Origin of the sequence: Sphingomonas sp. NFR15, assembly GCF_900103265.1 — a bacterium.
Lineage (GTDB): Bacteria > Pseudomonadota > Alphaproteobacteria > Sphingomonadales > Sphingomonadaceae > Sphingomonas > Sphingomonas pollutisoli.
This window is the reverse complement of sequence record NZ_FMWX01000005.1, coordinates 292,146-318,184: the sequence shown is the minus strand read 5'-3', so window position 1 is coordinate 318,184 and position 26,039 is coordinate 292,146. Positions and strand designations below refer to the sequence as shown.

General features: G+C 67.9%; 21 protein-coding genes. 8 read left to right on the top strand and 13 right to left on the bottom strand.

Annotated elements, in window-relative coordinates; translation table 11 throughout:
* Positions 1-752: 752 nt before the first annotated feature.
* Entirely contained in the window at positions 753-3,314 is a 2,562-nt protein-coding gene (locus BLS81_RS13840) for a TonB-dependent receptor (RefSeq protein ID WP_176787174.1), read from the top strand.
* A 122-nt stretch (positions 3,315-3,436) separates the two neighbouring features.
* On the opposite strand, the gene BLS81_RS13835 is transcribed toward BLS81_RS13840, so the two are convergent.
* Positions 3,437-4,114, bottom strand: coding sequence for a response regulator transcription factor (locus tag BLS81_RS13835; protein ID WP_093224672.1), 678 nt, complete (start codon positions 4,112-4,114; stop codon positions 3,437-3,439).
* Between the two features lie 127 nt (positions 4,115-4,241).
* Here BLS81_RS13835 and BLS81_RS13830 point away from each other — a divergent pair, with 127 nt between their 5' ends.
* Positions 4,242-5,321, top strand: coding sequence for an AI-2E family transporter (locus BLS81_RS13830; protein WP_093224734.1), 1,080 nt, complete (start codon positions 4,242-4,244; stop codon positions 5,319-5,321).
* Between the two features lie 39 nt (positions 5,322-5,360).
* Here BLS81_RS13830 and BLS81_RS13825 read toward each other — a convergent pair whose 3' ends face one another.
* Positions 5,361-6,353, bottom strand: coding sequence for an L-threonylcarbamoyladenylate synthase (locus BLS81_RS13825; RefSeq protein WP_256326237.1), 993 nt, complete (start codon positions 6,351-6,353; stop codon positions 5,361-5,363).
* A 60-nt stretch (positions 6,354-6,413) separates the two neighbouring features.
* Between BLS81_RS13825 and BLS81_RS13820 the strand changes: the two genes are divergently transcribed.
* Complete coding sequence (locus tag BLS81_RS13820) at positions 6,414-7,244, top strand: arylamine N-acetyltransferase family protein (protein WP_093224669.1); 831 nt, start codon at positions 6,414-6,416, stop codon at positions 7,242-7,244.
* 174 nt (positions 7,245-7,418) lie between these two features.
* On the opposite strand, the gene BLS81_RS13815 is transcribed toward BLS81_RS13820, so the two are convergent.
* The 4 genes from BLS81_RS13815 to BLS81_RS13800 form a co-directional block, all read right to left on the bottom strand.
* A complete protein-coding gene (locus BLS81_RS13815) occupies positions 7,419-9,419 on the bottom strand; it encodes a TonB-dependent receptor plug domain-containing protein (RefSeq protein ID WP_093224668.1) in 2,001 nt (666 codons plus the stop codon).
* A gap of 87 nt (positions 9,420-9,506) precedes the next feature.
* Positions 9,507-9,947, bottom strand: coding sequence for a hypothetical protein (locus BLS81_RS13810; protein ID WP_176787173.1), 441 nt, complete (start codon positions 9,945-9,947; stop codon positions 9,507-9,509).
* A gap of 181 nt (positions 9,948-10,128) precedes the next feature.
* Positions 10,129-12,606 carry a TonB-dependent receptor plug domain-containing protein gene (locus BLS81_RS13805; RefSeq protein WP_093224732.1) on the bottom strand — a complete coding sequence of 826 codons (2,478 nt, stop codon included), beginning with the start codon at positions 12,604-12,606 and terminating at the stop codon, positions 10,129-10,131.
* 167 nt (positions 12,607-12,773) lie between these two features.
* Positions 12,774-12,968, bottom strand: a complete 195-nt coding sequence (locus BLS81_RS13800) for a hypothetical protein (protein WP_093224665.1) — start codon at positions 12,966-12,968, stop codon at positions 12,774-12,776.
* Between the two features lie 341 nt (positions 12,969-13,309).
* Between BLS81_RS13800 and BLS81_RS13795 the strand changes: the two genes are divergently transcribed.
* Entirely contained in the window at positions 13,310-14,326 is a 1,017-nt protein-coding gene (locus BLS81_RS13795) for a sodium:calcium antiporter (RefSeq protein ID WP_093224663.1), read from the top strand.
* A 10-nt stretch (positions 14,327-14,336) separates the two neighbouring features.
* Here the strand turns inward: BLS81_RS13795 and BLS81_RS13790 are convergent, their stop codons facing one another.
* Both BLS81_RS13790 and BLS81_RS13785 read right to left on the bottom strand, forming a co-directional pair.
* Positions 14,337-14,975, bottom strand: a complete 639-nt coding sequence (locus BLS81_RS13790) for a glutathione S-transferase family protein (RefSeq protein WP_093224731.1) — start codon at positions 14,973-14,975, stop codon at positions 14,337-14,339.
* A 45-nt stretch (positions 14,976-15,020) separates the two neighbouring features.
* A complete protein-coding gene (locus BLS81_RS13785) occupies positions 15,021-15,923 on the bottom strand; it encodes a dienelactone hydrolase family protein (RefSeq protein ID WP_093224662.1) in 903 nt (300 codons plus the stop codon).
* Between the two features lie 86 nt (positions 15,924-16,009).
* Between BLS81_RS13785 and BLS81_RS13780 the strand changes: the two genes are divergently transcribed.
* On the top strand, positions 16,010-16,762 hold the full coding sequence (locus BLS81_RS13780; RefSeq protein WP_093224660.1) for an energy transducer TonB: 753 nt from the start codon (positions 16,010-16,012) through the stop codon (positions 16,760-16,762).
* 190 nt (positions 16,763-16,952) lie between these two features.
* Here the strand turns inward: BLS81_RS13780 and BLS81_RS13775 are convergent, their stop codons facing one another.
* Both BLS81_RS13775 and BLS81_RS13770 read right to left on the bottom strand, forming a co-directional pair.
* Complete coding sequence (locus BLS81_RS13775; protein ID WP_093224658.1) at positions 16,953-18,572, bottom strand: helicase HerA-like domain-containing protein; 1,620 nt, start codon at positions 18,570-18,572, stop codon at positions 16,953-16,955.
* The gene (locus tag BLS81_RS13770; RefSeq protein ID WP_256326236.1) at positions 18,569-19,699 is read right to left on the bottom strand and encodes a penicillin-binding protein activator; all 1,131 of its coding nucleotides are present in this window, start codon (positions 19,697-19,699) and stop codon (positions 18,569-18,571) included. Before BLS81_RS13770 ends, BLS81_RS13775 begins: the two co-directional genes overlap by 4 nt.
* Before the next feature lie 71 nt (positions 19,700-19,770).
* On the opposite strand from BLS81_RS13770, the gene rsmI reads away from it, so the two are divergent.
* The 3 genes from rsmI (at position 19,771) to gshB (ending at position 22,070) form a co-directional block, all read left to right on the top strand.
* Positions 19,771-20,604 (top strand): 16S rRNA (cytidine(1402)-2'-O)-methyltransferase, encoded by an 834-nt coding sequence (rsmI, locus tag BLS81_RS13765; RefSeq protein WP_093224655.1) that lies wholly within the window; start codon positions 19,771-19,773, stop codon positions 20,602-20,604.
* Positions 20,601-20,954 carry a YraN family protein gene (locus BLS81_RS13760; RefSeq protein ID WP_093224653.1) on the top strand — a complete coding sequence of 118 codons (354 nt, stop codon included), beginning with the start codon at positions 20,601-20,603 and terminating at the stop codon, positions 20,952-20,954. The genes rsmI and BLS81_RS13760 overlap by 4 nt, the downstream gene beginning before the upstream one ends.
* A gap of 156 nt (positions 20,955-21,110) precedes the next feature.
* Positions 21,111-22,070, top strand: coding sequence for a glutathione synthase (gene gshB / locus BLS81_RS13755; RefSeq protein ID WP_093224652.1), 960 nt, complete (start codon positions 21,111-21,113; stop codon positions 22,068-22,070).
* 189 nt (positions 22,071-22,259) lie between these two features.
* Here the strand turns inward: gshB and BLS81_RS13750 are convergent, their stop codons facing one another.
* Genes BLS81_RS13750 through sppA form a run of 3 tightly spaced genes read right to left on the bottom strand, consistent with a single transcriptional unit; the run spans position 22,260 to position 25,943 of the window.
* Complete coding sequence (locus tag BLS81_RS13750) at positions 22,260-23,471, bottom strand: CaiB/BaiF CoA transferase family protein (RefSeq protein WP_093224650.1); 1,212 nt, start codon at positions 23,469-23,471, stop codon at positions 22,260-22,262.
* A 37-nt stretch (positions 23,472-23,508) separates the two neighbouring features.
* A complete protein-coding gene (locus BLS81_RS13745) occupies positions 23,509-24,072 on the bottom strand; it encodes a GNAT family N-acetyltransferase (protein ID WP_093224649.1) in 564 nt (187 codons plus the stop codon).
* Positions 24,066-25,943, bottom strand: coding sequence for a signal peptide peptidase SppA (gene sppA / locus BLS81_RS13740; RefSeq protein WP_093224647.1), 1,878 nt, complete (start codon positions 25,941-25,943; stop codon positions 24,066-24,068). The genes BLS81_RS13745 and sppA overlap by 7 nt, the downstream gene beginning before the upstream one ends.
* Positions 25,944-26,039 lie beyond the last annotated feature (96 nt).

The window sequence follows — 26,039 nt, the reverse complement described above, 5'->3', positions numbered from 1 at the left end:
GAGCATGGTCTGCACAAATTCTTACGTATGGATACGTGAAGGACTTGTGAGCCAGCATAGCTTTAAACGAGTACCGAACGCCTTGAAAACGCCCGAACCCGCAAGCCGCCGCCCACATGTCCCTTCATCTAAACCAACAATGTCAAAGAGCGCAAAATACCGACGCCCAACCTAACCCCCTTTTACCGGGGCGGTCTGGCGCCGAACATTTGGTGACCACCGCGCCGGCCGTGTCGGCCACCGCTGCGGTGACACCCCTCTAGGACCACACCCCAATACCGTCAAACACTTTTTGCAGTTTTTTGACGGAAAGCCACAAAACACACGGATTTCCGCCGTTTTCAACGTGACAGTTACGTGGCAGCGCCGCCCCGACATCGCGAATCGATCACCAGCGGCGGCGAATCACGACCCGCCCCTCTCCTGCGGCGCGTGCGTCCAGTAACATCGCCCGACGACGAGGTGCGACATAGTCGCCACACCAAGACCGGTTTCGACTCCGATCGGCACATAACAAACCCACACCGGGACAAGCGATCGCTGCGCCCGGCCGCGTCAGCCGGCTCCATATATAGCTCCATATATAGAGGCGCGACCTCGACATTCCGATAAAGATGATATTAGCGTCATGTTTATCGCGTCAATATGCCGTTCATGTATCTGCCGCGTTGCAGCAATTGTAACAGACGCGACTTAATAGGTTCGTACTGGCGCGCCGTCGGGAGACCGCTCCCGAGCCAAGGGGTAACGACATGAAAACTTCGCCAGGCGTCCGCCTGAAGCTGCTGCTCGGCAGCGCTCTTATCGCCTTCACCGCCGCGCCGGCCTTCGCCGCCGATGCCGCAGCACCCGCGCCTGTTCCCGCGGATGCCGCGCCGGCACCCGAGGCTGAGACCAGCCAGATCGGCGACATCGTCGTCACCGCGACCCGCCGCGAGACCAACCTGCAGCGCACGCCGATCTCGATCAGCGTGCTCGGCGCGCAGGGCATCGCCGACCGGCACGTGCTCAGCCTGTTCAACCTCGCCGACGGCTCGATCCCGTCGCTGCGTGTCGCGACCTTCGAGGCGCGCCAGTCGGCGCTGACCATCGGTATCCGCGGCATCGTCCCCTACGACCAGAACCAGACCGCGCGTGACGGCGGTGTCGGCGTCTATATCGACGGCGTCGCACTGGGTAAGACGCAGGGCCTGAACGCCGCGCTGTTCGACATCGAGCGCATCGAGGTGCTGAAGGGTCCGCAGGGCACGCTGTTCGGCCGCAACACCGAAGGCGGCGCGCTGAGCCTCGTCTCCAAGGCGCCGACCGGTGAATTCGGTGGCCGCTTCACCGCCGGCGTGGGCAATTTCGGTGGCCGTAACGCCGACTTCCACCTTGATCTGCCCTCGTTCATGAACATCGCGCTCAAGTTCGACGGTGTGTACCAGCATCAGGATCCGACCGTGAAGGATCCGCTCGCGGGCTCGACCGGCTGGAACTATTACGACCGCAAGGGTGGCCGCGTCGCGGCGCGCTGGCAGCCGCTCGACGGCCTGACCGCCGACTTCTCGTACGATTACGCGAAGGACGACAACACGCCGAACTACAGCCAGTTGGTCAGCTACAACCCCAACAAGTACACGGTCGGTGCGTTCAACGGCACCAGCCTGGTCCTGCCGGGCACCAACACCGCCTGCGGCGGCACCATCGCCGCCGGCAGCTCCAAGCCGATCTGTATCGCTCCCAAGGCGCCGCTCGTCGGCGTCCATCCCGAGCGCCAGTACACCGCCGACGTCGGCGTTCCCCAGCAGCCGAGCGAGGACATCACGCACGGCTTCACGTCGAACATCAAGTACAAGGTCGCGCCTTGGCTCGAACTGCGCTCGATCACGGCATGGCGCGGCGTCAAGACCGATCAGTGGGACAATTCGGGCGGCCCCGAGCGCAGCAGCTTCGCGCCGAGCTCGAACTTCAGCCGCTACAGCCTGTCGTTCTTCCAGCAGCATCAGTTCAGCCAGGAAGTCCAGGCGGTCGGCAGCGTGCCGCAGTTCGACTATGTCGTCGGCGCCTATTACTTCACCGAACATGCGACCGAATATGCCGCGACGCCGCTGAGCAACCTGTGGAACGCGGACGGCACCGCCTACACGATCCGCAGCCCGATCCCCGGCAATTCGAACCCGATTTCGGGCGCGAACTCGGGCTATCAAATGTATGACGCGTCGTGCAACAACACGCTCGCGACGACGGTTCCGCAGTTCGCCAATAGCTGCCAGTTCATCACCCGCGCGAGCCAGGCGCACGACCACAACTATTCGGTGTTCGGCAACCTGACCTTCACGCCGGAAGCGCTGGGTGACGTGGTTCACATCACCGCCGGCGGTCGCTGGACCAAGGACGACCGTCACGGCACGCTGTATGTCGTGAACAACGTAGTGCAGCCGTTCTCGTTCAAGAACAGCATCAGCCGCTTCGATCCGATGTTCAACGTCCTGTTCGACGCGACCGACACGATCCATCTCTACGCCAAATATGCGACCGGCTTCCGCGCCGGCGGCGCGAACGACCGCTCGCTGGCGTTCAACGCCTTCGGCCCCGAATCGGTCAAGTCGTATGAAATCGGGGCGAAGATGGACTTCTGGGAGCATCGCGCTCGCCTGAACGTCGCCGGCTACATCATGGATCGTAGCAACACCCAGTTCGACTTCGACTATTTCGATACGAACGGGCAGAGCCCGACCAATGGCAGCCACATCGAGCAGACCACGAACGCTGGCGACAGCAAGATCCGCGGTGTCGAAGTCGATCTGACGCTGAAGCCGATCCCCGAGCTGACGCTGACCGGCTCGTATGCCTACACCTATTGGAAGGCGCCTTCGGCGGTCAATCCGCTGACCCCCGGCGCGCCGGCGCAGCAGCTCTACATCGTCTACACGCCGGAGAACGCGGCGTCGGCGGCGATCGACTATGTAAAGCCGGTCAACATCGCCGGTGGCGCGAACCTGCGCCTCCACCTCGATGCCAACTATGCGAGCAGCCAGTACAGCTTCCAGCTCGAGCCGACCAAGACCGACTCCAGCTTCATCGTGAACGGCCGTCTCGCGCTGGCGGACATCCTGGTCGGCGATCGCAGCAAGGTGACCGTCTCGGTGTGGAGCCGCAACCTGTTCGATCGGACCTACATCTATCGCCGCTCGTCGGCGAACTCGGTGCCGGTCGCCAACTACGGCGCCAACGGCCAGCTGGTCTCGACCGGCTACGGCGGCATCCTCGGCGATTACGCCAACTTGAACCCGCCGCGCACCTTCGGCGGCGAGGTCAGCGTCAGCTTCTGATCGCCTGATCGACGCAAGAGAAAGGCCGGCGACCGCAAGGTCGCCGGCCTTTTTCGTTTCGGCCAACCACCTGCCGCGCTACGCAGCCGTCCCAAACCCGTTCGTGCGGAAGGTTCGCGCGCTCAGTCCTTGTCGCTGAGCATGTACCCCGCCCCACGAATCGTCGCGATCGGGTCGCGCTCGCCGGGCTGGGTCAGGTGCGTGCGCAGCCGCGTCATGTGCGATTCGACGACGTTGGTCCGCGGCGGCGTCTCGTAATTCCACACCGCCTCGTACAGCATCTGCCGCGTCACGACGGTGTTCACGTTGCGGACCAGCTCGCACAGGATGCGGAACTCGATGTTCTGCACCTTGATCGCGCGGCCGGCGCGGGTCGCGCTGCGCTTGATCTCGTTGACCTCGATATCGCCCGCCCACATCACGCCCGATTTGCGCGTGCTCGCGCCGCGCCGCAGGATCACGCGCAGCCGCGCGTCGATTTCCGCGGGAGCGGCCGGCTTGACGAGATAATCGTCGGCGCCTGCCTCCAGCGCGATCAATCGCTGGTCGAGATCCTCGACCGCGGAGACCATCACGATCGGCAGGTCGATGCCACGGTCGCGCAGCAGCGCCGTGACCGCGACCCCATCGACGAACGGCAACAGGCATTCGAGCAGGATCGCATCGAACCGCGATTCGGTCGCCTGCGCGAGCGCGGCACGGCCATCGCCGACGATCTCGCACGCGTGACCCAACGCGGCGAGGTCTTGCGCCAGCAGCTTCGCGGCGGCGGGATCGTTCTCGGCGATCAGAAGGCGCATGAAAGGGTCGCTCCTCGCGGCTAAGGCTCAAACAGCGGCTTGCCAGCATGGGCGCGGCAATGCGCGTGAAATCCGTGTCATGTTCGCAGCCCTTTCGAAAACCCGCGAGACCGCTAAGCTGCGCGCCATGACGGATGAAGATGTGGTGCGCGAACGCGTGCGGCGGATCGGGCGGGTGACTTTGGCCACGCTGCTGGGGCTGCTCGGGCTATGGATCGCCGCGGCGTTCCTGCCCGCCCTCGTATGGGCGGTGGTGATCGCGGTGGCGATCGACCCGTTGCGCCAGCGCGCGGTGGCGCGCTGGCCGGGGCCGCGCGCGCGCACCTGGCTCGCCGCGATCGGCACCACCGCGCTCGCGCTGCTGGTGCTGATCCCGCTGATCCTGTGCATCGCCGAAGCCGCGCGCGAGGCACGCGAGGTCACCACCTGGGTCACGCTGGCGCGCACGCACGGCCTGCCCGTGCCCGGCTGGGTCGCGCACCTGCCGATCGGCTCGCACATGCTGACGCAGTGGTGGCAGGAGAATCTCACCACGCCCGAGGCCGCGAGCCTGCAATTGCAGCATTGGCGCGACGGCGCGTGGGTGGCGCGCACGCGGTTGATCGGCACCAACGTGCTGCACCGCGCGGTGATATTCGGCTTCACGCTGCTGACCTTGTTCTTCCTGCTGCGCGATCGCGATCCGATCCTCGCGCAATGCCGTGCCGCCAGCGACCGGATGCTCGGCGCGGCGGGCGAACGCATCGCCTTGCTCGCCGCGCTGTCCATCCGCGGCACGATCGACGGGCTGGTGCTGGTCGGCATCGGCGAAGGCGCGGTGATGGCGGTGGTGTATCTCGTCCTCGGCGTGCCGCACCCGCTGCTGTTCGGCGCGGTGACCGCGATCGCGGCGATGATCCCGTTCGGCGCGGCGGTGATGTTCGCGCTGGCCGCGTTTCTCCTGCTCGCCAAATCGGCGGTGGCCGGCGCGATCGCGGTGGTGGTGATCGGTCTCGTCGTGGTCGCGATCGCCGACCATTTCATCCGCCCGATCCTGATCGGCGGCGCGACCCGCCTGCCCTTTCTGTGGGTGCTGATCGGCATCCTCGGCGGTGTCGAGACGTTCGGATTGCTCGGCCTGTTCGTCGGGCCGGCGACGATGGCGGTGCTCATCATGCTGTGGCGCGATTTCGTCGGAGAGCCGGTGGCGAAAGCGGACGCGCAATAGCCCTGTTCCGCCACCCGGCCACGCCGGGAGACGACGGTTTCAGCGCGGGTGCGCGGCCCTGCGCAGCCGGTCGTTGATCGCCGTTCCCACGCCTTCGCCGGGGATCGGCGCCACCGCGATCGCGGCCTTGCCGCTGGCATCCGCCTCATGGAGCAGGTCGAACAGCCGCGCCGCCGCCTCCTTCACGTCGCCCGTGCGCGAGAGCGACGCATCGCCGAAGATCGGGCCGAAGCCGATCATCCACTCGTCGGGTTCGGCGTGGATCGCGTTGATCCGCAGCGGCTTGGACGGCGCGTAGTGCGAGGCAAGCTGCCCAGGCGCCTCGATCCGCGTCTCGAACCCGCTCAGCCCCGGATCGAAACGCTCGACGCCGGGGATCTGCTGCCATTGCTCGCCCGCGCGCGCCTGGATCGTCGCGAGCAACGCGTTGACGCTGACCGGACCATGCCGCAGCACGCGCGTCGCATTGTCGACCTCGTGAACGATCGTCGATTCCACCCCCTGCTCGCACGCTCCGTCGTCGACGATCAACGGAATGCGGCCGCCCAGGCTGGCGAGCACGTGCTCGGCGCGCGTCGGGCTGATCGCGCCGCTGCGGTTCGCCGAGGGCGCGGCGAGCGGGCGGCCCGACGCCTCGATCAGCGCGCGCATCGCCCGGTGCGCGGGCACACGGATCGCGATCGTTTCGAGCCCGGCGGTGGCGATCGAGGCGATCCCCGATCCCGCGCGGCGCGGCACCACCAGGGTCAGCGGCCCCGGCCAGAACGTCTCGGCGAGCGCCGCGGCGCGCCGGTCGAACTCGCCGAGCCGGTGCGCCATGTGCAGATCGAGGACATGGACGATCAGCGGGTTGAACGCCGGCCGGCCCTTCGCGGCGTAGATTTCGGCGACCGCCGCCGGCTGTGTGGCGTCGGCGGCGAGCCCGTACACCGTCTCGGTGGCGACCGCGACGACGCCGCCGGACTTGATAAGCGCGGCCGCCTCGGCGATGGCGGCATCGCCGAAAGCCAAGGTCCGGGTGCTGTCGATCATGCCGGGCGCGTTCATTGTGGCGCAATGTAGCATGTTGCGCCGCAATATAAAGAGGGCCACATGACGAGCTTCACCTTCGCCGATTACCTGCAACGCATCCACCTGAAAGACCCCGTCGCGGCGGATGTCGCCGGACTGGAGGCTCTCCAGCGCGCGCACCGGCTGGCGATCCCGTTCGAGAATCTCGATGTGATGCTCGGTCGCGGCATCGCGATCGACAGCGACGCGGTGTTCGCCAAATTGGTGACGGCGCGGCGCGGCGGCTATTGTTTCGAGCACAACCGGCTGTTCCTCGACGCGCTCGCCGCCGCCGGCTTCACGGCGCGCCCGCAGCTTGCACGCGTCTGGCTCGGCGCCGAGACGACACCGCCGCTCACGCATGCGATCAGCATCGTCACCGTTAGCGGCGCGGAATGGATCGCCGATGCCGGGTTCGGCGGCAGCTACACGCCGCCGATGCCGCTGATCGACGGCGCCGAGGCGATCGCCCCCGATGGTGCGCGCTTCCGCCTGAGCCATGACGGCGAACGCGGCTGGATGCTGTGGCGCGCCGGGGATGCCGCCACCACCGACGGGCGCGGCGGCGGCGAAGGCTTCCAGCCGCAATACAGTTTCGCGCCCGGCCCCGCGCATGACGCGGATCTGGCGATGGGCAACCTGTGGGCGGCGACCGCGCCCGGCAGCCGCTTCCGCACGACGAGCGTCGTCAGCATCGTGCTCCCGCGCGGCTTCGCCTCGCTCACCGACCGCGCCTACCGCCGGCGCTCGGGCAGCGAAGACGCGCAGACCGAGATCACCGATCCGCGCGTCTATCGGCTGCGGTTGAGCATGATGTTCGGCATCGACCTGTCGGCGGACGAGGTCGCGCGATTGGGGCTGTTCGCGGGCTGAGCGGCGCTGCTCGGCTATTGACTCCGTTCGTCCTGAGTAACGGCCGAGTAGTCCGCAGGGCGTATCGAGGTCGTGTATCGAAGGACAGGCCCTGTACGGACCTGTGCCTCGATACGAGCTCTCGATACGGCTTCGCCTACTCGATCTCTACTCGGCACGAACGGTTGAAGGACATCAGAACGTCGCCAGCTTCACCACGAAGCGGATGTTGCGGCCAGGCATCACCACATCGTCCTTGTTGAGCGCGGCGGCGTTGCGCTGGACGTCGTTGGTGAGGTTCTGCCCCACCACGGCGAACTCGATTCCCGGATGCGCGGTGAACGGCCGCAGCGATACGTGGGCGCTCAGCGCGTTGAAGCCGGGCGTCGGCGTGTCGAACGCGCCGAACTTGTCCTGCCGCCCGGAGTGCAGCATCAGGAAGCCGGCGTCGATCCGCGTGCTCGTCCAGCTCAGCCCGCCGCCGTAGCGATAGGGCGGAATGCGCGGCACGTTGCCGCCATTGTCGAGCGTCGCGCGCGTATAATCAGCGAGCGCGCGCAGTTGCAGCGCGCTTGTACCCGCCTTGAACAGATCGACGTTGGCCTCCCCTTCCAGGCCGCGGAAATGCGCGCCCTGTTGACGGTAGAACAACTCCTTTAGGTCACCCGTGCCGTCTCCGCACACACCCGCATCGTCGCAGGTGCGGCCGGTCAGATCACCGTAGATATAGTTGTTGAACCAGGTGCTGTACGCGCTGCCTTCGAACCGGAACGGGCCGCTGTGGATGCGCAGCGTCGCTTCAAGCGAATTGGCGCGCTCGACCTTGAGCGTGGGATCACCCGTCTCGTACGTGCCCGGCCCGTCATGGCCGCCGCGCGCGAACAATTCGGTGATGCCCGGCGCGCGGCCCGTGCTCGCGGCGGTGAAGCCGAGCTTGACCGCGCCCGCATCGTACAGGGCGCCGATCGCGCCGCTGACAGGGGTGAAGTCCGCGGTGGTGAAGCGGTCCGAGATCGGCGTGCCCTCGACGCGGACATGCTCGACGCGTCCGCTGACCTGCAGCTTCAGCCGCGTCGCCAGGGGCGTCTCGACGAAGGCATAGCCGGCCTCGCTCTGCGTCGTCGTCGGCAGCAGATAGTCGCTGCCCTCGCCCAGCGCCGAAAATTCGCGGTGCTGCACCTCGACGCCGAGCGCGATGTTCTTGAACAGGCTGGTGCCGAGCAGCAGCTCGGCGCGGCCATCGACCTCCTTGTTGCGGAAGGTCGAGAGGATTTCATTGGTGTGGGGGTCGATCTCGCTGTGCGTGTAGTCGGCATAGCTGCCGTCGATCGTCAGCGTCTTGAGCGTGCCCCCACCCAGATCGAACGAGGATTTGGTCAGCACCTTGGTCTGGTGCATGTCGATGTACGTGGTGTCGCTCGGGATGCCGTATTTCGAATCATATTGGATCACCGCCGCACCGATGTGGCTGTCCGAATTCGGCCCGAAGAAATAGGACGCGCCGACCGTCTCGCCGTGGCCGGTGAAATAGCTGTTCGGCTGCTTGCCATCGGGCGTGTCGTAATCGCCGGTGTTGCGGTAGAATCCATCGGCATGCACCGCGAGGTTGCCGGCCCGGCCGTCCATCAGCGCCGAGCCCTCGCCCGAGCGCGCGGCGGTGCCGTAGCTGCCGACCAGTTCACCACTCAGCGCCTGCGCGGGCAGGCTGGTCGGCACGCGATCGTTGATCGCGTTGACCACACCGCCGATCGCCTGACTGCCGTAGCGCAGCGTGGCGGCGCCGCGCACAACCTCGATGCTGCGCGCGGACAGGGGATCGAGCGGGATGCCGTGATCGGGACCGACATCGGACACGTCCGAACTGCTCAAGCCGTCCTCGAGGATGCGGACGCGCTGCGCGTCCATGCCGCGAATGATCGGGCGGCTCGCCCCGGCGGCAAAGCCGGTCGAGGAGATGCCGGGGACACTCGCCAGCGCATCGGCGATGCTCGCTCCGCCGCTTTGCAGGATCTGGCTACGATCGACCTTGGCGACGATCGTCGGCGTGTCGTCGCGCATCAGCGCGAAGGGCGAGGCGGTGACGACCACTTCGCGCGACACGGGTGACGAATCATCGGGCGCCGGCGCGGGATCGGCATAAGCGGGGGTGGACAGCAACGCGGCGAGCGCCGCGCCTCCGAGGAGGTCGTTTCGCATTTCTTAAAACTCCAGGAACCTTTGACGGCGTGCCGCGCACGCGCGCACGCCGGAAACGAGGGACCGACATCGTCCCTTCGCGTTATGTCAGCGGTGTGGAGCGGCCGGTGGCCCGCGGCTGCGCCATGCGTGCGAGCGCTGGCGCGGCAGCGCGTGCCACAGCGCCACGGCCGCATACCAGGCGGCGTGGGGCGCGGGCACCGCGAAGGCGCCGGGGGACGCGGGCAGATACGCGCCGGCGGTCGCGATTTCCTGACAGAGCGGACACGAATCGGGTGCGGTCGGCGCGCGGCGGTGTTCGATCGGCGCACGCTGGATGTCCGCGCCGGCCGCAGCGGAGAAGGCGGGGAAGCGCGGCTGCTCATGAAAGTGCGCCGCGACGACGCAGCCTTGCAGCCACAGCGCGACCGCCAGGAACAGCGCGAAACAGAACCGCGCCACGCCGGCCACGATCGCGGGGCGCGGCGACGCGCGCCCGGCGACGCCGTGCGGTACGCGTCCTGCACCATGCCCGCTATGAACCGTCAAACCACCCGCACCCGCTTCGAGGATGTTACAACATCTCACAGCAAGACGCGGAAGCCAACCCCGTTTTGACAAAAACACCGGTCAGGCGAACAGACCGCCTCAACCCCGTTCGTCTGAGCGATTTCGAAGGACGTGCGACACGTGTGGCCCGGGGGCAGGCGATCGCCTGCCCCCTGCCCGCTTACCAGTTCACGCCGACCCGGCCGTAGACATAGCGCCCGTTGAACCCGAACGGCGAATAATAGGGGAAGCCGACCAACCCCGTGCTGTTGAGCACGGTGCCGCGCGACGACGCCAGCTTCACGTAATCGGGATATTCGTCGAGGATGTTGTTCGCGCCGACCGCGAGGTTGATCCGCTCGAGCAGCGTATAGCGCAGTTCGAGATCGACGATCGTGTGCCGGCCGGTGTGAATGTCATCCTCAGCGAAGCCGTTGCTGCTCGGCTGGGTGACGTCGCCGTAATAGGATGCGCGCGCGGTCGCGCCGAGCTTGTCGAGCGACCAGTCGATCGTCCCCACCACCTTCTCGCGCGGCGTGCCCTGTTCGAACGAGACGATGCGCTGGCGGCTGAACACCGGCAGCGTGGTGCTCCCGGTCGACGAGGTGATCGTCGCGGCGGGGGGCGCCCTTGTTACGTCTATGTTGTTGATGTTGGTGGCGGCGGTCAGGTCGAAGGTGCCGAGGCTGGCGGTCGGCGCGCGGTAATGCGCGACGATATCGACGCCCTTGGCCGTCGAGCGGATGCCGTTGAGGAAGTAGCGCCCCGCCGTCACGGAAGTGATACCCTCGTCGCGCAGCCGCTGAATCACGGTCGCGCCGCTCAGATTCTCCGACAGCGCGATCTGGTCGCGGATCTTGATGTAATAGCCGTCGACCGACAGATCGAACCCGCCGTGGCGGATGACGAAGCCCGCCGAGTAATTGACCGCCTTCTCGGGCTTGAGCGCCTTGCCGCCCAGCGCCACGCCGACCCGGCTGGTCGAGGGGAACAGCCCGGTTTCGACGATCGCGCCGTCGGTCAGAACCGAGGCGGTCGAGGTGTAATATTGCTGCTGGAGCGACGGCGCGCGGAACCCTGTCGAAACGGTGCCGCGCAGCGCGAACCACGGCGTGAAATCGTAGCGCGCGGAGAGCTTGCCGTTCACCGTCGTACCGAAATCGGAATAATGTTCGAGCCGGCCCGCCGCGCCGAGCGTCAGCCCCTCGACCGGCTTGGCTTCGAGATCGAGATAGCCCGAGACGTTGTCGCGATGCTTGTTGACCTCGTTCGAGGGCAGGAAGCCGGGGAAGCCCTGCGCGCCCGACCCGAGGTTGGAGGCAGCGCCCGGCGCACGATCGTAGGAGGCATGTTCGCCCGCGCCGATCTGGAAGCCTTCGCGACGATATTCGCCGCCGAACGCGACGTTGAGCGTGCCGGCGCCGAGCGGAACCTCCCGCGATACGTCGAGCCCGGTGACGAGCTGGTCGTAGGTGATCTTGCCGTCGTAGAAATCGGTCTGCGACGCCGCGCCATAAGTGGCGTTGCCCGAGTTGCGCGTGTCGAACTTCAACTGGTTGCGCCCGTAGGACACGCTGAGATCGGTCTTCCAGCCTGCGATGTCGCCGCGCAATCCGGCGGTGGCGGTGAGATCCTCCGACGTCACCGCGATCAGCGGGGTGAAGCCGTCCGGATAAAGGCTAGCGAGCGCGTCGGCGCTGGCATTGGCATTGCCGCCGACGCCGCCGACGATGCGCGGGGTCGCCGCGCTCACACTGTCGCGGTGCTGATAGCCGCCGAAACCGTAGAGCGTGAAGCCGCTGTCATCGAGCGGCTTGGCTGCGTTCGCATAAAAGCTGTACTGCTCGACATCGGGATCGCCGAAGCGCGAGCGCACGCGGATCGGCGTCTTGCGCGGATCGAAATCGCCGCGGCTGGTCGGGTTGCGGTTGAGATATTCGCCCGACAGCGTGAGGAAGCCGTCGGAGCCGAGCGCGAGGCCCTGCCATGCGCTCGCGGTGACGGTCTCGCCGTCACGCTCGCTGCGGTCGCCGCGCGCGGTCCTCACGTCGGTGATATACTGTCCGTAGGTGACCGATGCGCCGCCGCCGCTGCGCGCCTCGCGCAGCCGCAGGTTGACCACGCCCGCGATCGCATCCGAGCCATATTGCGCGGCCGCGCCGTCGCGCAGCACCTCGATCCGATCGAGCGCGACGCTCGGGATGGTGTTGAGATCGACCGCCGCCGAGCCGCGCCCGACAGACCCGTTGGTGTTGAGCAGCGCCGACGTATGCGCGCGCACGCCGTTGATGAGCACGAGCGTCTGGTCGGGCGACAGGCCGCGCAGCGTCGCCGGGCGGATCGAATCGGTGCCATCGACCGCCGAGGAGCGCGGGAAGTCGATCGACGGAACCACCGCCGCCAGCGACGCGCCGAGCTCGGTCGTGCCCTGGCGTTGCAGCGTCGCCGCGCTCAGCACGTCGACCGGCGAGACGCTGTCGAGCCGCGACCGGCCGGTGGTGCGCGTGCCGGTCACGACGATGTCGGTCTGATCGGCGGGCGCGGCCTCGGTCGGGGCGGCCGGATCGGCGGGCGGCCCGGCCTGGGCGTGCGCGGCCACGGCATAAGCGAGCGCGATACCCGATACGGCGGCGGCGAGGAGCGGTCGAAGAGGCTTCATAATCATGTCCCTGTTATAATTTTCTTTAGTCGTAGCGGGATCGGCACGCGCGCGGTGCGATCCAGATTTGCCGCAGTGGAAAAAAGGACCCGACAGCGGGGCTGCCGGGTTCGAGGTTACGCTTGGGAGCTTACCAGCGTGTCGGGTCGAAATCCGCGCGGGGCGGGTTACAGCGCGTTGCTTGATGTCGCGGTCGCGTTGCCGTCCAGCGGGTCGATCGCGGAAAGATTAGTTGCCGCGCCATCGCCATCGTTGGCGATGACATCATTGCGCGCGGCGGCGTTCGCATCATCCGCCGGCTTGGCGCAGCCCGACACCGCGAGCGCGGCCGCGATCAGCGCGGAAAAAGCGAGCGTCTTCATATGTCCTCCTGTCGTCGAGCGGCGTTTTCGCCGTTGCACTGATGTGACTATATCCGAGTGCGACGCTAGGAATTGATAGAAATGCTTCGCCGCGTCCAAGCCGCCCTTTGACACGCGCGGGCGCGACGGTTGACGGCACCGCCGCGATCGGCCACACGGCGCGCGCTTCCTGGGGAGTAGTCGCCCGCATCGCAGCGGGGCGTGCGTCAACACGATCGGCTTCGGCCGTGGCGCGCGCGGCCTGACGGTTTGACGAGACCATGGATTGGCGGACGTTCGGGGGTCGGGCGTCGCGCCTGTCCGTGTGTCCGCCGTCCCGGCCCCGGGGGATTTTCGTGCAAATGGCTTCGTTGTGGGTGACGGTCGCGTTGCTGCTCGGCTCGGCGGTGGTGATCTATCTGTCGTGCGAGTATTTCGTGAACGGTGTCGAATGGGTCGGGCACAAGCTGGCGGTCGGCGAGAAGGCGACCGGCACCGTGCTGGCCGCGTTCGGCACCGCGCTGCCCGAAAGCGTGGTGACGTTGGTCGCGGTCGCGTTCGGGGGAACGGCGGCGGCGAAGGATCTCGGCGTCGGCGCCGCGCTCGGCGGCCCGCTCGCGCTGGCGACGATCGCCTATGCGACCGTCGGCATCATGCTGCTGCTGTCGCGCCGGCGCCTCGCCGACACCCCGGCGATGCGCGCCGACCTGCGCGGGCTGAGCCGCGACCAGGGCTGGTTCCTCGCCATCTTTGTGGTGAAGATCGCGCTCGGTCTCGTCCTGTTCACGCTCAAGCCGTGGCTCGGCATCCTCTTCCTCGCCGCCTATGCGCTGTACGTCCGGCAGGAGATGCGGGCGGACGGCGACGATGACGATGCGGAAGGCGCGCTGGAACCGCTCCGCTTCCAGCCCAACGCCGAGACCCCCGGCACCGGCATCGCGATCGTCCAGACGCTCGCCGCGCTCGCGGTGATCTTCTTCGCGTCACGGCTGTTCGTCGCCCAGCTCGAACAACTCGGCCCCGTGCTCGGCCTCAAGCCGCAACTGCTCGCGCTGCTGCTCAGCCCAATCGCCACCGAACTGCCCGAGACGATGAACGCGATCATCTGGGTGCGGCAGGGCAAGCACCGGCTCGCGCTCGCCAACATCTCGGGCGCGATGATGATCCAGGCGACGATCCCGACCGCGCTCGGGCTGTTCTTCACGCCCTGGCTGCTCGATCGTTCGCTGCTGCTCGCCGCGGGTGTGACGGCGTTGTCGATCGCGGTCCTGTTCGTCGCGTTTCGCGGCGGCTGGATCTCGCGCGCGCTGCTCGCCTCGATGGGGCTGCTCTACCTGCTGTTCGCCGGGCTGCTCATCGCCTTGCACCTGGGCCGGTGAGCGGCGCGCCTCATCCCGCCGGCGCGGCGTCCTTCGCGGCGGCGATCAGCGCATCGTCGATCGCGGCGGCGCGCTTGAACGCCTCACGCGCATGCACGCGCTCCGAATAGCCGACGAACGCGGGGCGCGGTTCCAGCATGCCGAACTGGAGCATGAACCCGATCTGCGACCCGACATAGAGATCGGCGGCGGTGAAGGTGTCGCCGGTCACATAGGGCGTGCCGGAAACCGCCGCTTCGAGCGCATCGACCGTCTGCTCGAAGCACCCATAGCCTACCATGCGCTTCTGCTGGTCGTTGGGGGTGACCCCGAGCGACTTGTTGGTGAACGCCTGCTCGACCGGCCCCGCCGCGAAGAACAGCCAGCGATAATATTCGGCGCGCTCGGTCGGCGGCGGCGCCAGCCCGGCCTCGGGGAATGCATCGGCCAGATAGGCGCAGATCGCCGCGCATTCGGTGACGACCTTGCCGTGGTGGACGATCGCCGGAACCTTCCCCATCGGGTTGATCGCCAGATAGCCGAGCGCCTTCATCGAAGAGGCGTAGTCGAGCACCACCGCCTCATAGGGTGCGCCGACCTCCTCCAGCATCCAGCGGATCGTCCGCCCGCGCGACATCGGGTTGGTGTAGAAAACCAGATCGCTTGCCATCATCCGCCCCTTTCGAACCGGAACATCAGAAGAACATATCCGCCATCAGCCGTCAAGATGGGCGTGCAGGAAGGCGATCGTGCGATCCCAGGCCAGCAGCGCCGCCGCCGCATTGTACCGCTCCGCCGAGGTATCGTTGTTGAAGGCGTGATCGACCCCCTCATAGGTATAGTCGGTCACGTCCTTGCCAGCCGCTTTCAGCGCGGCGACCCACGGCCCCCCGGTCGCGGCGACGCGCGTGTCCTTGCCGGCATAGTGCAGCAGCAGCGGCGCGGCGACCTGTGCCGCCTCGGCCGGATCGGGCGCGGGACCGTAATAGGCGACACCCGCCGCCAGCGCGTCCCCCGCCGCCACCGCGACGCGGTTGACGAGCGCCCCGCCCCAGCAGAAGCCGACGATCGCGACCTTGCCGTTGCCGCCGGGCCGGGCGCGCATCGCGCCGATCGTGGCGACCGCCTCGCTGGTGATCGCGGCGAGATCGGCCTTGCCGATCATCTCGCGCGCCTTGTCCTCGCCTTTCGCGTTGGTGGTATCCGGCGTGCCGCCCTGATCGCTGAGGAAATCGGGCGCGACCGCGCGGAAGCCCGCAAGCGCGAAGCGCCGCGCGACATCCTCGATATGCGCCGTCAGCCCGCGATTCTCGTGGAAGACGATGACGCTGCCGAGATTGGTCTTGCCCTTGGGCGACGCGAAATAGCCGGTCAGTTGCTTGCCCGGCCCGATGCCATAGGCTTCCTTGGCGATATCAAGCGTCGGATCGGCGGCATCGGTGATCGCGGCCGCCGCCGGCGCAGCGGCGATCCCGGCGATCAGCACTTCGGCGGCGGCGACCGATCCGGTCAGCGCCACCATGTCACGCAGCAGCGCGCGGCGATCGCGATGTTCGTGGGTGAAGGCGTCGTAAAGCTGGATCGCGCGGTCGCGCCAGGATCGGCTGTTGTCGGTCATGCGAAGGCTCCGGTATGATTCGGCTGGACGAAAGACGCCGCTTGGCGTTGGAACCTAGCGGCACGATCCGAGGTTGGCACGCGACAATGACGACATACCGCGCCAGCAGCGACAGGAAGGTGGCAGCCGCGATCGGCGCGGCGGCGTTGCAGGTCGGCCTCGGCGTGCTGCTCGCCAGCGGCTTCACCGTGACGATCCCGCATGTCGTCACGCAGGATCTCAAGCTGTTCGGCGTGACGACACCGCCGCCCCCCCCGCCGCCGCCTCCACCCAAGCCGCGCCCCAAGCCCAGCATCCGCAAGGCCGGCGCGGCGGCGCCGCCCAACATCCGCTCGAAGGCGACCGAGGTGGCCGCGCCGCCGCCCAAAATCCCGATGCCGGTCCCCCCGCCGATCGTCACCGCGCCCACTCCGGCGGCCGGCGATCAGGCCAGTTCGGGCGCGTCCGGCAAGGCCGGCCCGGGCACGGGTGCCGGCGGAACCGGCAACGGTACCGGCAGCGGCGGCGCGGGGAACGGCGATGGCGGCGGCCGGGCCGCCTATCAGAAGAGCGGCCGCATCCGGGGATCGGACTATCCAAGGAGTGCGCTGCAAGCCCGCGTCGGCGGCACCGTTTGGGTGAGCTTCACCGTCGAAGTCACCGGCCAGGCGACCGGCTGCACGATCCGCAAGAGCAGCGGCAACCCCGACATCGACGCGACCACCTGCCGGCTGATCCAGGAACGGTACCGCTACGAACCAGCGCGCGACGCCAACGGCAAGAAGATCCGCTCGCGAATCGAGAACCAGGATCACACCTGGGTGGTCGGGCACGACGAAGACGACGATGGCGACCGGTGAACCCGGCCCCCGGGCCGGCGCCACGCCTGGGGCACGTGCTTCGACTGCGCTCAGCACGAACGGAGGGAGGTATCGGCGCCTCGACTTACCCGACACGAAGGGGTCTGGAAGCCTCCCCCACCCGTTCGCCCTGAGCGCAGTCGAAGGGCGTGCCCGGGCGGAGCGGCGGCAACGGGCGGGTCGAGCGTGCCTACCGCCCCTTGAAAATCCCGCCCAGAACCCCGCGCAGGATGCCGCCGACGAGATCGCCACCCGCGCTCGCGCCCCGCCGCGATCCGGTGCCGAACACCTGTTTGGCGACTTCGTTCGCGACCTGCCGCGTGATCGTCGAGGTCGCGGTGCGCGCGGCGGTGGTGGCGATCTTGGCCCAGGGGCTGTTCGCGGCCGCGCGATCGGCGGCGATCCTGGCGCGCTCGGCCTCCTTGGCGGCGCGCGCATCGTCCTTGGCCTGCGCGGCGGCGGCCTTGTCGGCGCTGTCCTTCGCGGCCGCCTCGGCGGCTGCGGCGCTTGCCTCCTGCGCCTTGGCGGCGAGGATTTCCTCGCACGATTCGCGGTCCACTAGCGTGTCGTATTTGGCGCCGATCGCGTCGATCTCGATCAGCACTTTCCGCTCGGCCGGAGTGATCGGCCCGACCCGCGAGGCCGGCGGCTTGATGAGCGTGCGCTGCACCGGCTCGGGCGCGCCATCGGGCAGCAGCAACGAGACGAGCGCCTCTCCCACCTTCAACTCGGTGATCGCGCTCTCGACATCGACGCCGGGGTTGGCGCGGAACGTCGTCGCCGCCGCCTTCACCGCCGCCTGATCGCGCGGCGTGAACGCGCGCAGCGCATGCTGCACGCGGTTGCCGAGCTGCCCCGCCACGGTGTCGGGCACGTCGATCGGGTTCTGCGTGATGAAATAGACGCCGACGCCCTTCGACCGGATCAGCCGCACGACCTGCTCGATCTTGTCGAGCAACGCCTTGGGCGCGCTGTCGAACAGCAGATGCGCTTCGTCGAAGAAGAACGCCAGCACCGGCTTGTCGGGATCGCCGATCTCGGGGAGATGCTCGAACAGCTCGCTCATCAGCCACAGCAGGAAGGTGGCGTAGAGCTTGGGGCTCTGCATGAGTTTGTCGGCGGCGAGAATGTTGACGATGCCGCGTCCCGAATCGTCGGTGGCGATGAAGTCCGCCATCGCGAGCGCCGGCTCGCCGAAGAAATTCTCCGCGCCCTGGCTGCGCAACTGGAGCAGCGACCGCTGGATCGCGCCGATCGATTGTTTGGAGACGTTGCCGTAGGTCGTGGTCAGTTCGTCGGCGCGCGCCGCGCAATAGCTGAGCATCGATTGCAGATCGTCGAGGTCGAGCAGCAGCAGCCCTTCCGCGTCGGCGACGTGGAAGGCGATCGTCAGCACGCCCTCCTGCACGTCGTTGAGGTCCATCAGCCGCGCGAGCAGCAGCGGCCCCATCTCGGAGATGGTGGTGCGGATCGGATGGCCCTGCTCGCCGTACAAATCCCAGAACTGCACCGGCGTGGCGGCATAGGTCCACGCATCGTCGCCGATCGCCTTGGCGCGCGCGGCGAAGGCGTCGTGCGTCTTGGCTTGCGGCGATCCCGCCATCGCCAGTCCCGACAGATCGCCCTTCACGTCGGCGACGAAGCACGGCACGCCCACGGCGGAAAAGCCCTCGATGATGCCCTGGATCGTCACCGTCTTGCCGGTGCCGGTCGCGCCCGCGATCAGCCCGTGGCGGTTGGCGCGTTTGAGGTCGAGGTGCTGCGGATTCGCCCCGCCCTCACCCGCGCCGATGAAGATACCGTCGCTCATTCAAACCCGCGCGGCGCCGGCGACACGGTGACGGCGCTGCCGCCGCGAATCTCCTGCACCTCGAGCGCACGCTCGGCGACACCATCCTTGCCGAAGCGGAACGCGCCGTCGATGCCGGCGAACCCGCCCGCGTCGGTCAGCCGCCGCTCGGGGAACGGCGTGCCCACCGTCCAGTCCGCCGAGATTCGGATCGTCAGCAGCACCGCGTCATAGCCGAGGCTCGACAGCCGGAACGGCGCCGCACCGAAGCGCGCGCGATATTTGGCGGCGTACTGGCGATACAGCCCGTTCGACACGCTCGCGAACCACGCGCCGTTGAGCGCGGGCTTGTTCGCCATCGAGCTTTCCGAATTCCACAATTCGGTGCCGAGCACATGCGCGCTGCTCGCACCGACCCGGCGCAGCACCGGCACCGCCGCCGAGGCGGTGTTGGCGCTGTCGGCGATCAGGACCGCCTGATACGGCGAATCCTTGCCCATCCGCGTGATCGCGGCGGTGATCGACCCCGGCACGCGCTGATAGGTCTGGAGCGACACGACCTGCCCGCCCGCGCTTTCCACCGAGCGCAGGAACGCGGTCGAGGCGCGCTCGCCATAAGTGCCGTTGGGCACCAGCCCGGCGAAATTGGTGATGCCCTGCGCCTTGGCGTAATCGACCACGCGCGCGATCGACTGCGCCGGCACATAACCCATCAGATACGCGCCCTGCCCGGCCGCCGAAGAGTCGTTCGAGAATGCCACCACCGGCACGCTCGATCGGTGCGCGATCGGCGTCACCGCGCGCACGTCGTCACCGAGCAGCGGCCCGAGGATCAGCCGGTTGCCCTCGGCGATCGCGCGCTGCGCGGCGGCGGCGGCACCGAGGTTGGTGTCATAGGTGGTGATGCGGATGCGCTGGTTGTTCGAATCGAGCAACGCCATCTGCGTCGCGTTGGCGAGGCTCTGCCCCACGCCCGCGTTCGGACCCGACAGCGGCACCAGCAGCGCCACGCGGTGGCGCGCGGTGTCGGTGGGGATGCCCTGCTCGACCTGGCTCGGCTGTTGGCGCGGCGGCGGCGGGCGGCGGCCCGGCTCGGTCGCGCCGCGCGGCACCACCGCTTGGCAGCCCGCCAGCAGCAGCGCGGCCATGACGATAACGGCGCGCCGCAGCGGCCTTCCTGGTTGCCGTACCCTTGCCCCGTCTGTCATGAACCCCTCCGATGAACGCTGTACTCGCGCCCGGTCTCTATATCGTCGCCACCCCTATCGGCAATCTCGGTGATCTGTCACCGCGCGCGGCGCATATCCTGTCCCATGCCGCTGTAATCGCGGTGGAAGACTCGCGTGTGACGGCGGGGCTGCTGCGCCATGTCGGCGTCAAGCGCCCGATGACGCCCTATCACGACCATAATGCCGAGGCGGTCCGCCCCGGCCTGGTCGCGCGGATGGGGACGGAAGCGGTCGCTTTGGTGTCCGACGCGGGGACGCCGCTGATCTCCGATCCGGGCTACAAGCTGGTCCGCGACGCACGCGCCGCCGGTCATGCGGTGGTGACGATCCCCGGCCCGTGCGCCGCGATCGCCGCGCTGACGCTCGCCGGGCTGCCGACCGATCGTTTCTTCTTCCTCGGCTTCCTGCCGCCCAAGGCGCAGGCGCGCGCCGCCGCGATCGCCGAAGTCGCCGCGATCCGCGCGACCTTGGTGCTGTACGAATCGGGGCCGCGCCTCGCCGCGACGCTGACCGCGCTCGCCGAGGGCCTTGGTGACCGCGACGCGGCGGTTGCGCGCGAGATCACCAAGAAGTTCGAGGAAGCCGTCACCGATTCGCTCTCCGCGCTGGCCGCGCGCTACGCCGAGGCGCCCCCCAAAGGCGAGATCGTGATCGTCGTCGCCCCGCCCGGCGAACCCGAAGCGGCGAGCGCCGAGGATGCCGATGCCGCGCTGATCGAGGCGCTGCAACGGCTTCCCGCGTCCAAGGCGGCGGGCGAGGTCGCCAAGAAGCTGGGGCTGGACCGCCGCGAACTCTACGCGCGGGCGCTCGAGCTGAAAGGGTGAGAGACCGCCGCGTCGCCGAGGCCGCCGGCCGACGCGGCGAGCGCATCGCCGCGTGGTGGCTGCGGCTGAAAGGCTGGCAGATCGTCGCGCGCCGGGTGCGCACCAAGGCGGGCGAGGTCGATCTGGTCGCGCGCCGCCCCGGCCTCGTCGCCTTCGTCGAGGTTAAGCTGCGCCGCACCGCCGCCGAGCTCGACCTTGCCATCGACGAACGCCGCCTCGCCCGCGTCGCGGCGGCGGCCGAGGTGCTGATGGCCGAGTATGCGCTGCCCGGCGACGACATCCGCGTCGATGTCATCCTCATCGCGCGCGGCGTGCCGCTGCGGCATATCGAGAATGCTTGGATCGGGTGACAGCACGGTCGCTCGCGCCTATCTGCAACGCGAACCTCGTCCGTCATGCCAGCGCACGCTGGCATCTCCCGGTGTGGGCCGTAGCGCCCGCCCTGGAAGACCCCAGCATGCGCTGGGGTGACGATGGTGGCGGGGCACGAAGCAAGAGGAACGCTGATGCCGTTAACCGTCGCCGTCCAGATGGACCCGCTCGACCAGATCAACATCGGCGGCGATTCGACCTTCGCGCTGATGCTCTCCGCGCAGGCGCGCGGCCACCGGCTGTTCCACTACACCGCCGAAGCGCTCAACTATTCGGACGGCCGCGTCTGGGCGCTCGCCCATCCCGTCACCGTTCAGCGCGTCCACGGCGACCATTTCACCTTCGGCGATCCGGTGAAGCTCGATCTCGGCGAGGATGCGGACGTGGTGCTGATGCGCCAAGATCCGCCGTTCGATCTCGGCTACATCACCGCCACCCACCTGCTCGAACGGATCGCGGACAAGACGGTGGTCGTCAACGACCCCGCGAGCGTGCGCAACGCCCCCGAAAAGGTGTTCGTGCTCGATTACGCGCACTTCATGCCGCCGACGCTCGTCACGCGCAGCCTCGACGAAGCACGCGCCTTCCTCGCGCAACATGGCGAGATCGTCGTCAAGCCGCTCCACGGCAACGGCGGCAAGGCGATCTTCAAGGTCGGGGCGGACGGCGCCAACCTGTCGGCGCTGATCGAAGTGTTCAACACCGCTTATCGCGAGCCGCACATGGTGCAGGCGTTCCTCCCCGACGTGGCGCAAGGCGACAAGCGCATCGTGCTGGTCGACGGCGTCGTCGCGGGCGCGATCAACCGCCTGCCCGGCGAAGGCGAGATTCGCTCGAACCTCGCGGTCGGCGGCTCGGCGGTTAAGACCGTGCTGACGCCCGAAGAAGAAGCGATCTGCGCCGAGCTCGGGCCGGAGCTCAAGCGGCGCGGCTTGCTCTTCGTCGGCATCGACGTGATCGGCGGCAAGTGGCTCACCGAGATCAACGTCACCTCCCCCACCGGCATCGTCGCGATCGAAAAGTTCGACGGCACCGATGTGGCGGGGCTGATCTGGGATGCGATCGAGGCGAAGGTGGCGTCTCGGGTAGGGTAACTCTCTTTAGCTTTTAAATAGCACCGTTCGTGCTGAGTAGCTGCCGAGTAGCCCGAAGGGCGTATCGAGGTAGCGTATCGAAGTACAGGTCACCCACCGAACCTGTGCTTTGATACGCCACCTCGATATGCCCGCTGCGCGGGACACTCGGCGGCTACCCAGCACGAACGGAGGAACATCTTACGTCGCTCAGGCGACCACCCCGTTCGCCCGCAACGCGGCGATTGCCGCGTCGTCCAACCCCAGCACCTCGCGCAAGATCGCGTCGCTATGCTCGCCGAGATCGGGCGGCGCGCTCGGCTTCGGCATCGTCTCGCCAGGAAAGCGGAACGGCCGGTTGACGATCGGGATGCGCCCGAGCGTCGTGTGATCGACCTCGACCACCATCTCGCGCGCCACCGCCTGCGGCTGCGCGAGCGCCGCGCCTACTCCAAGGATCGGCGCATGCGGAACCTGATGCTCGGTGAACAGCGCGACCAGGTCCGCGACCGACTGGCGTTCGGTGAAATCGGAGATCAACGCGTTGACCTCCCCCCGCGCGTCACGCCGCCGTTCGGTGGTGGCGAACCGCGCATCGCCCGCCAACTCCGGCCGCCCGAGCGCCGCGCAGATCCGCGCCCAGAACGCATCGGTCAGGCAGGCGATGATGATCGAGCCGTCGCTCGCCGAAAACGCGCCATAGGGCACCAGATTGGGATGCTGCGATCCCTGCGGCGTCGGGTCTTCGCCGGTGAAGAACGCGAGCTGCGCGAGGTAGCTCAACATCCCGAACATGCCGTCGAGCAGGCTGATGTCGATCAGCCGGCCGCGACCCGTTGCGTGTCGCTCATGCAGCGCGGCGAGGATCGCGATCGGCCCGTTGACCCCGCCCACGAGATCGCCGAGCGGAATGCCGAGCCGGCTCGGCATCGCGCCCGGCTCGCCGTTGACGCTGAGCGCGCCCGACAGCGCCTGCGTGACGATGTCGAACGAGGGCTTGTCGCGTAAGGGGCCGGTCATGCCGAACCCCGAAATCGCGCAATAGACCAGCCCGGGGTTGATCGCCGCGAGCGTGTCATAGCCGAGCCCCAGCCGGTCCATCACGCCGGGGCGGTAGTTCTCGATCAGAATGTCGCTCTTCGCCGCCAGCGCCTTGGCCAGATCGACCCCTTCGGGCGCCTTGAGATCGATGACGATGCTGCGCTTGCCGCGATTGTTGGCGAGGAAATAATGGCTCACCCCGTCGCGGTGCGGCGGGAAGCCGCGCGTATCGTCGCCGGTGCCGGGCGGTTCGACCTTGATGACGTCCGCGCCGAGATCGGCCAGCGCCATAGATGCCGCCGGCCCGGCGAGCACGCGCGAAAAGTCGAGCACCGTCACCCCGGCGAGCGGGCCTTGCCAGGGGGGCGGCGCGTCAGTCATCACTCGCGGCCCCAAAAACCCCGTCCGCCGCGCCCACTCACCAGTTCCACACCATCCCGGTCTCGCTGAATGGCTTGGGTTCCTTCGGCGGGATCGTCGCGTCGTTGAGTTCGCATTGCCAGAAGCCGACGTCGATCCAGCGGCCGTTTTTGTAGCCGAGTTCGCGCAGCACGCCGGTGCGCTTGAAGCCGACCGATTCGTTCACCCGCATCAGCCAGTCGTTGGGCAAAGTGATGACGCTGACGGCATGGGCGAACCCCTGCGCGCGCACCGTGTCGATCAGCGCGTCGTAGAGCTGCCGGCCGTGGCCGTTGCCCTGCGCGGCCTGGAGGAAGTAGATCGAGGTCTCGACCGTGTAGCGATACGCCGCCCGGTCGCGGAACGCGCCGGCATAGGCATAGCCGATCACCGTCGCCGCCTCGCCCTCGGTCATCACCAGCCACGGGAAACGCCCCTCCGAGGCGAGCATGCGGCGGCGCATCTCGTCGGCGTCGGGCGCCTCGGTCTCGAACGAGATCGTCGCCGCCTCGACATAGGGGCGATAGATATCCGCGATCGCCGCGGCATCCTCGGGCGTGGCGGGCCGTACCGCGATCACCATCCGAAGCGCGCCAGAATGAGGTTCATCAACGTCACGTCTCCCTGTGCCGGGGCGGTCGCGCCCAGTCCTTCGCATTCGAGGCAGCGCGCCTGGATCGCCGCGCCGGTGCCGATCCGCTTCACGTCGCCCAGCGCCTGCGCGAAGGCGGCACGGTGCAGCGCGGCGATCCGGGTGAACGCGTCGCCGCCCGCCGCCGAATCGTCATCGTCGTCACGGGTCACCTGCGCGATCAGCCTGGCGAGCAGGCCCGGCTGCTTCTCCAGATATTCGGCATGATAGCCGTCGGCCTTCAGCCCGGCCAGCTTCGCCGCCGCCGCGACGGCGTCATCCAGTCCGCCGAACTGATCGACCAGCCCGATCTGGCGCGCGGTGCCGCCGTCCCACACGCGCCCCTGGCCGATCTCGTCGACGCGCTGCGGCGTCATGTGGCGCGCGTTCGCGACGCGGGTGATGAACTGGCGATAGCCATTTTCGATACCCGCCTGGAAGATCGCGTCGGTCGCGGCGTTGGTGCCCGCGTAGAGATCGGGCTGCCCCGAGATCGGCGTGGTCGTCACCCCGTCGGTGGTGATGCCGATCTTCTTCAGCGTGTTCTCGAAGGTCGGGATGATCCCGAAGATCCCGATCGAGCCGGTGATCGTGGTCGGCTCGGCGAAGATGCGGTCGCCCGCGGTCGACACCCAATAGCCGCCCGAGGCCGCGACCGACCCCATCGACACGACCACGGGCAGTTTCCGCGCCTTCGCCTCCTGGATCGCGCGGCGCATCGTCTCGGAGGCGAGCGCCGACCCGCCGGGGGAATCGACCCGCACCACCAGCGCCTTCAGGTTCTTCTTGGCGAGCCCGTCGAGCAGCAGCTTGGCGACGGTGTCGCCGCCCGCGCTGCCGGCGGTCGATTTGCCGTCGATGATATCGCCCGCGACCGTGAGCACGCCGACCGCCGCGCCGCCGGTCGGCAGCGGGTTGCGCGCGACATAGCCGTCATATTTGATGGCGTTGAACGTGCCCGCCGCCTTGCCGCTGTCCACGCCCGCGATCTCGGCGACGCGCTTGTTGAAATCGAGCCGGGTGCCGAGCTTGTCGACCAGCCCCGCGTCGAGATTGGCCTGCGCGATATTGCCCTGCGCGGCGACGATCATCTTGTCGGGCTGGGTCAGGAACGGCGCGATCTTCGCCTTGGGTCGCGCCTTGGCGATTGCCTCCTGCCACTGGGCGAACAGCACCTGGTACAGCTTGACCACCTCTTCCTTCGCCTCGGGCGAAGCCGCGTCGCGCGTGTACGGCTCGACGAACGACTTGTACTTGCCGACGCGGTAGACGTGCGCGGTCACGCCGAGCTTGTCGATCAGGCCCTTGTAGTAAAGCTGCGACCCGCCCGGCCCCATGAACAGCGAGCCGCCCATCGGGTTGACCCAGATCTCGCTCGCGTTGGCGGCGAGGCGATAGCCGCTGTCGGTATAGGCGGTCGCGTAGGCGAGCACCGGCTTGCCGCTATCGCGCACGCGCCGGATCGCATCGGCGACCTCGGTCACCGCCGCCGGATAGCCGCCGCCGAACGCGTCGAGGTCGAGCACGACGACCTTCACGTCGCCGTCGCCCTTCGCCTTGTCGAGCGCGCGCACCAGATCGCGCAAGCGGTATTCGGGCCTGGCCGCCGATCCGCTGAGGCTGGCGAAGGTGCCGGGCTCGCTCGGCTGCTCGACGATCGGGCCGTCGAGCTTGAGCAGCAGCGCGCCCTGGCGCGCGCTCGATCCGCCGGGCCGCGCCGCGAGCGCACCGAACAGCGCACCGAAGAACAGCAGCATCGCGATCAGGACGAGCGCGTCCTTGATCCCGACCAGTAGCTTCCAAGCACCCCGAACGAGTTTCACTCTGCCGCTCTCCTGTTGGCGGATGACGTGCCTTCGCTAGAGCATCGCCACCGGCACGTAAACACCCGTGTTATTGCACCAATACAGACGCAAAAA

Bases quoted from the DNA above. Each gene is read 5' to 3' on its own strand.
- BLS81_RS13835 (WP_093224672.1), bottom strand. From the start codon at position 4,114: ATGCGCCTTCTGATCGCCGAGAACGATCCCGCCGCCGCGAAGCTGCTG.
- gshB (WP_093224652.1), top strand. From the start codon at position 21,111: ATGCCGTTAACCGTCGCCGTCCAGATGGACCCGCTCGACCAGATCAAC.
- BLS81_RS13825 (WP_256326237.1), bottom strand. From the start codon at position 6,353: ATGATCGACAGCACCCGGACCTTGGCTTTCGGCGATGCCGCCATCGCC.
- BLS81_RS13770 (WP_256326236.1), bottom strand. From the start codon at position 19,699: ATGGCCGCGCTGCTGCTGGCGGGCTGCCAAGCGGTGGTGCCGCGCGGC.
- BLS81_RS13790 (WP_093224731.1), bottom strand. From the start codon at position 14,975: ATGGCAAGCGATCTGGTTTTCTACACCAACCCGATGTCGCGCGGGCGG.
- BLS81_RS13800 (WP_093224665.1), bottom strand. From the start codon at position 12,968: ATGAAGACGCTCGCTTTTTCCGCGCTGATCGCGGCCGCGCTCGCGGTG.
- BLS81_RS13775 (WP_093224658.1), bottom strand. From the start codon at position 18,572: ATGAGCGACGGTATCTTCATCGGCGCGGGTGAGGGCGGGGCGAATCCG.
- BLS81_RS13820 (WP_093224669.1), top strand. From the start codon at position 6,414: ATGACGAGCTTCACCTTCGCCGATTACCTGCAACGCATCCACCTGAAA.
- rsmI (WP_093224655.1), top strand. From the start codon at position 19,771: ATGAACGCTGTACTCGCGCCCGGTCTCTATATCGTCGCCACCCCTATC.
- BLS81_RS13805 (WP_093224732.1), bottom strand. From the start codon at position 12,606: ATGAAGCCTCTTCGACCGCTCCTCGCCGCCGCCGTATCGGGTATCGCG.
- BLS81_RS13785 (WP_093224662.1), bottom strand. From the start codon at position 15,923: ATGACCGACAACAGCCGATCCTGGCGCGACCGCGCGATCCAGCTTTAC.
- BLS81_RS13745 (WP_093224649.1), bottom strand. From the start codon at position 24,072: ATGGTGATCGCGGTACGGCCCGCCACGCCCGAGGATGCCGCGGCGATC.
- BLS81_RS13750 (WP_093224650.1), bottom strand. From the start codon at position 23,471: ATGACTGACGCGCCGCCCCCCTGGCAAGGCCCGCTCGCCGGGGTGACG.
- BLS81_RS13780 (WP_093224660.1), top strand. From the start codon at position 16,010: ATGACGACATACCGCGCCAGCAGCGACAGGAAGGTGGCAGCCGCGATC.
- BLS81_RS13830 (WP_093224734.1), top strand. From the start codon at position 4,242: ATGACGGATGAAGATGTGGTGCGCGAACGCGTGCGGCGGATCGGGCGG.
- BLS81_RS13815 (WP_093224668.1), bottom strand. From the start codon at position 9,419: ATGCGAAACGACCTCCTCGGAGGCGCGGCGCTCGCCGCGTTGCTGTCC.
- BLS81_RS13795 (WP_093224663.1), top strand. From the start codon at position 13,310: ATGGCTTCGTTGTGGGTGACGGTCGCGTTGCTGCTCGGCTCGGCGGTG.
- BLS81_RS13840 (WP_176787174.1), top strand. From the start codon at position 753: ATGAAAACTTCGCCAGGCGTCCGCCTGAAGCTGCTGCTCGGCAGCGCT.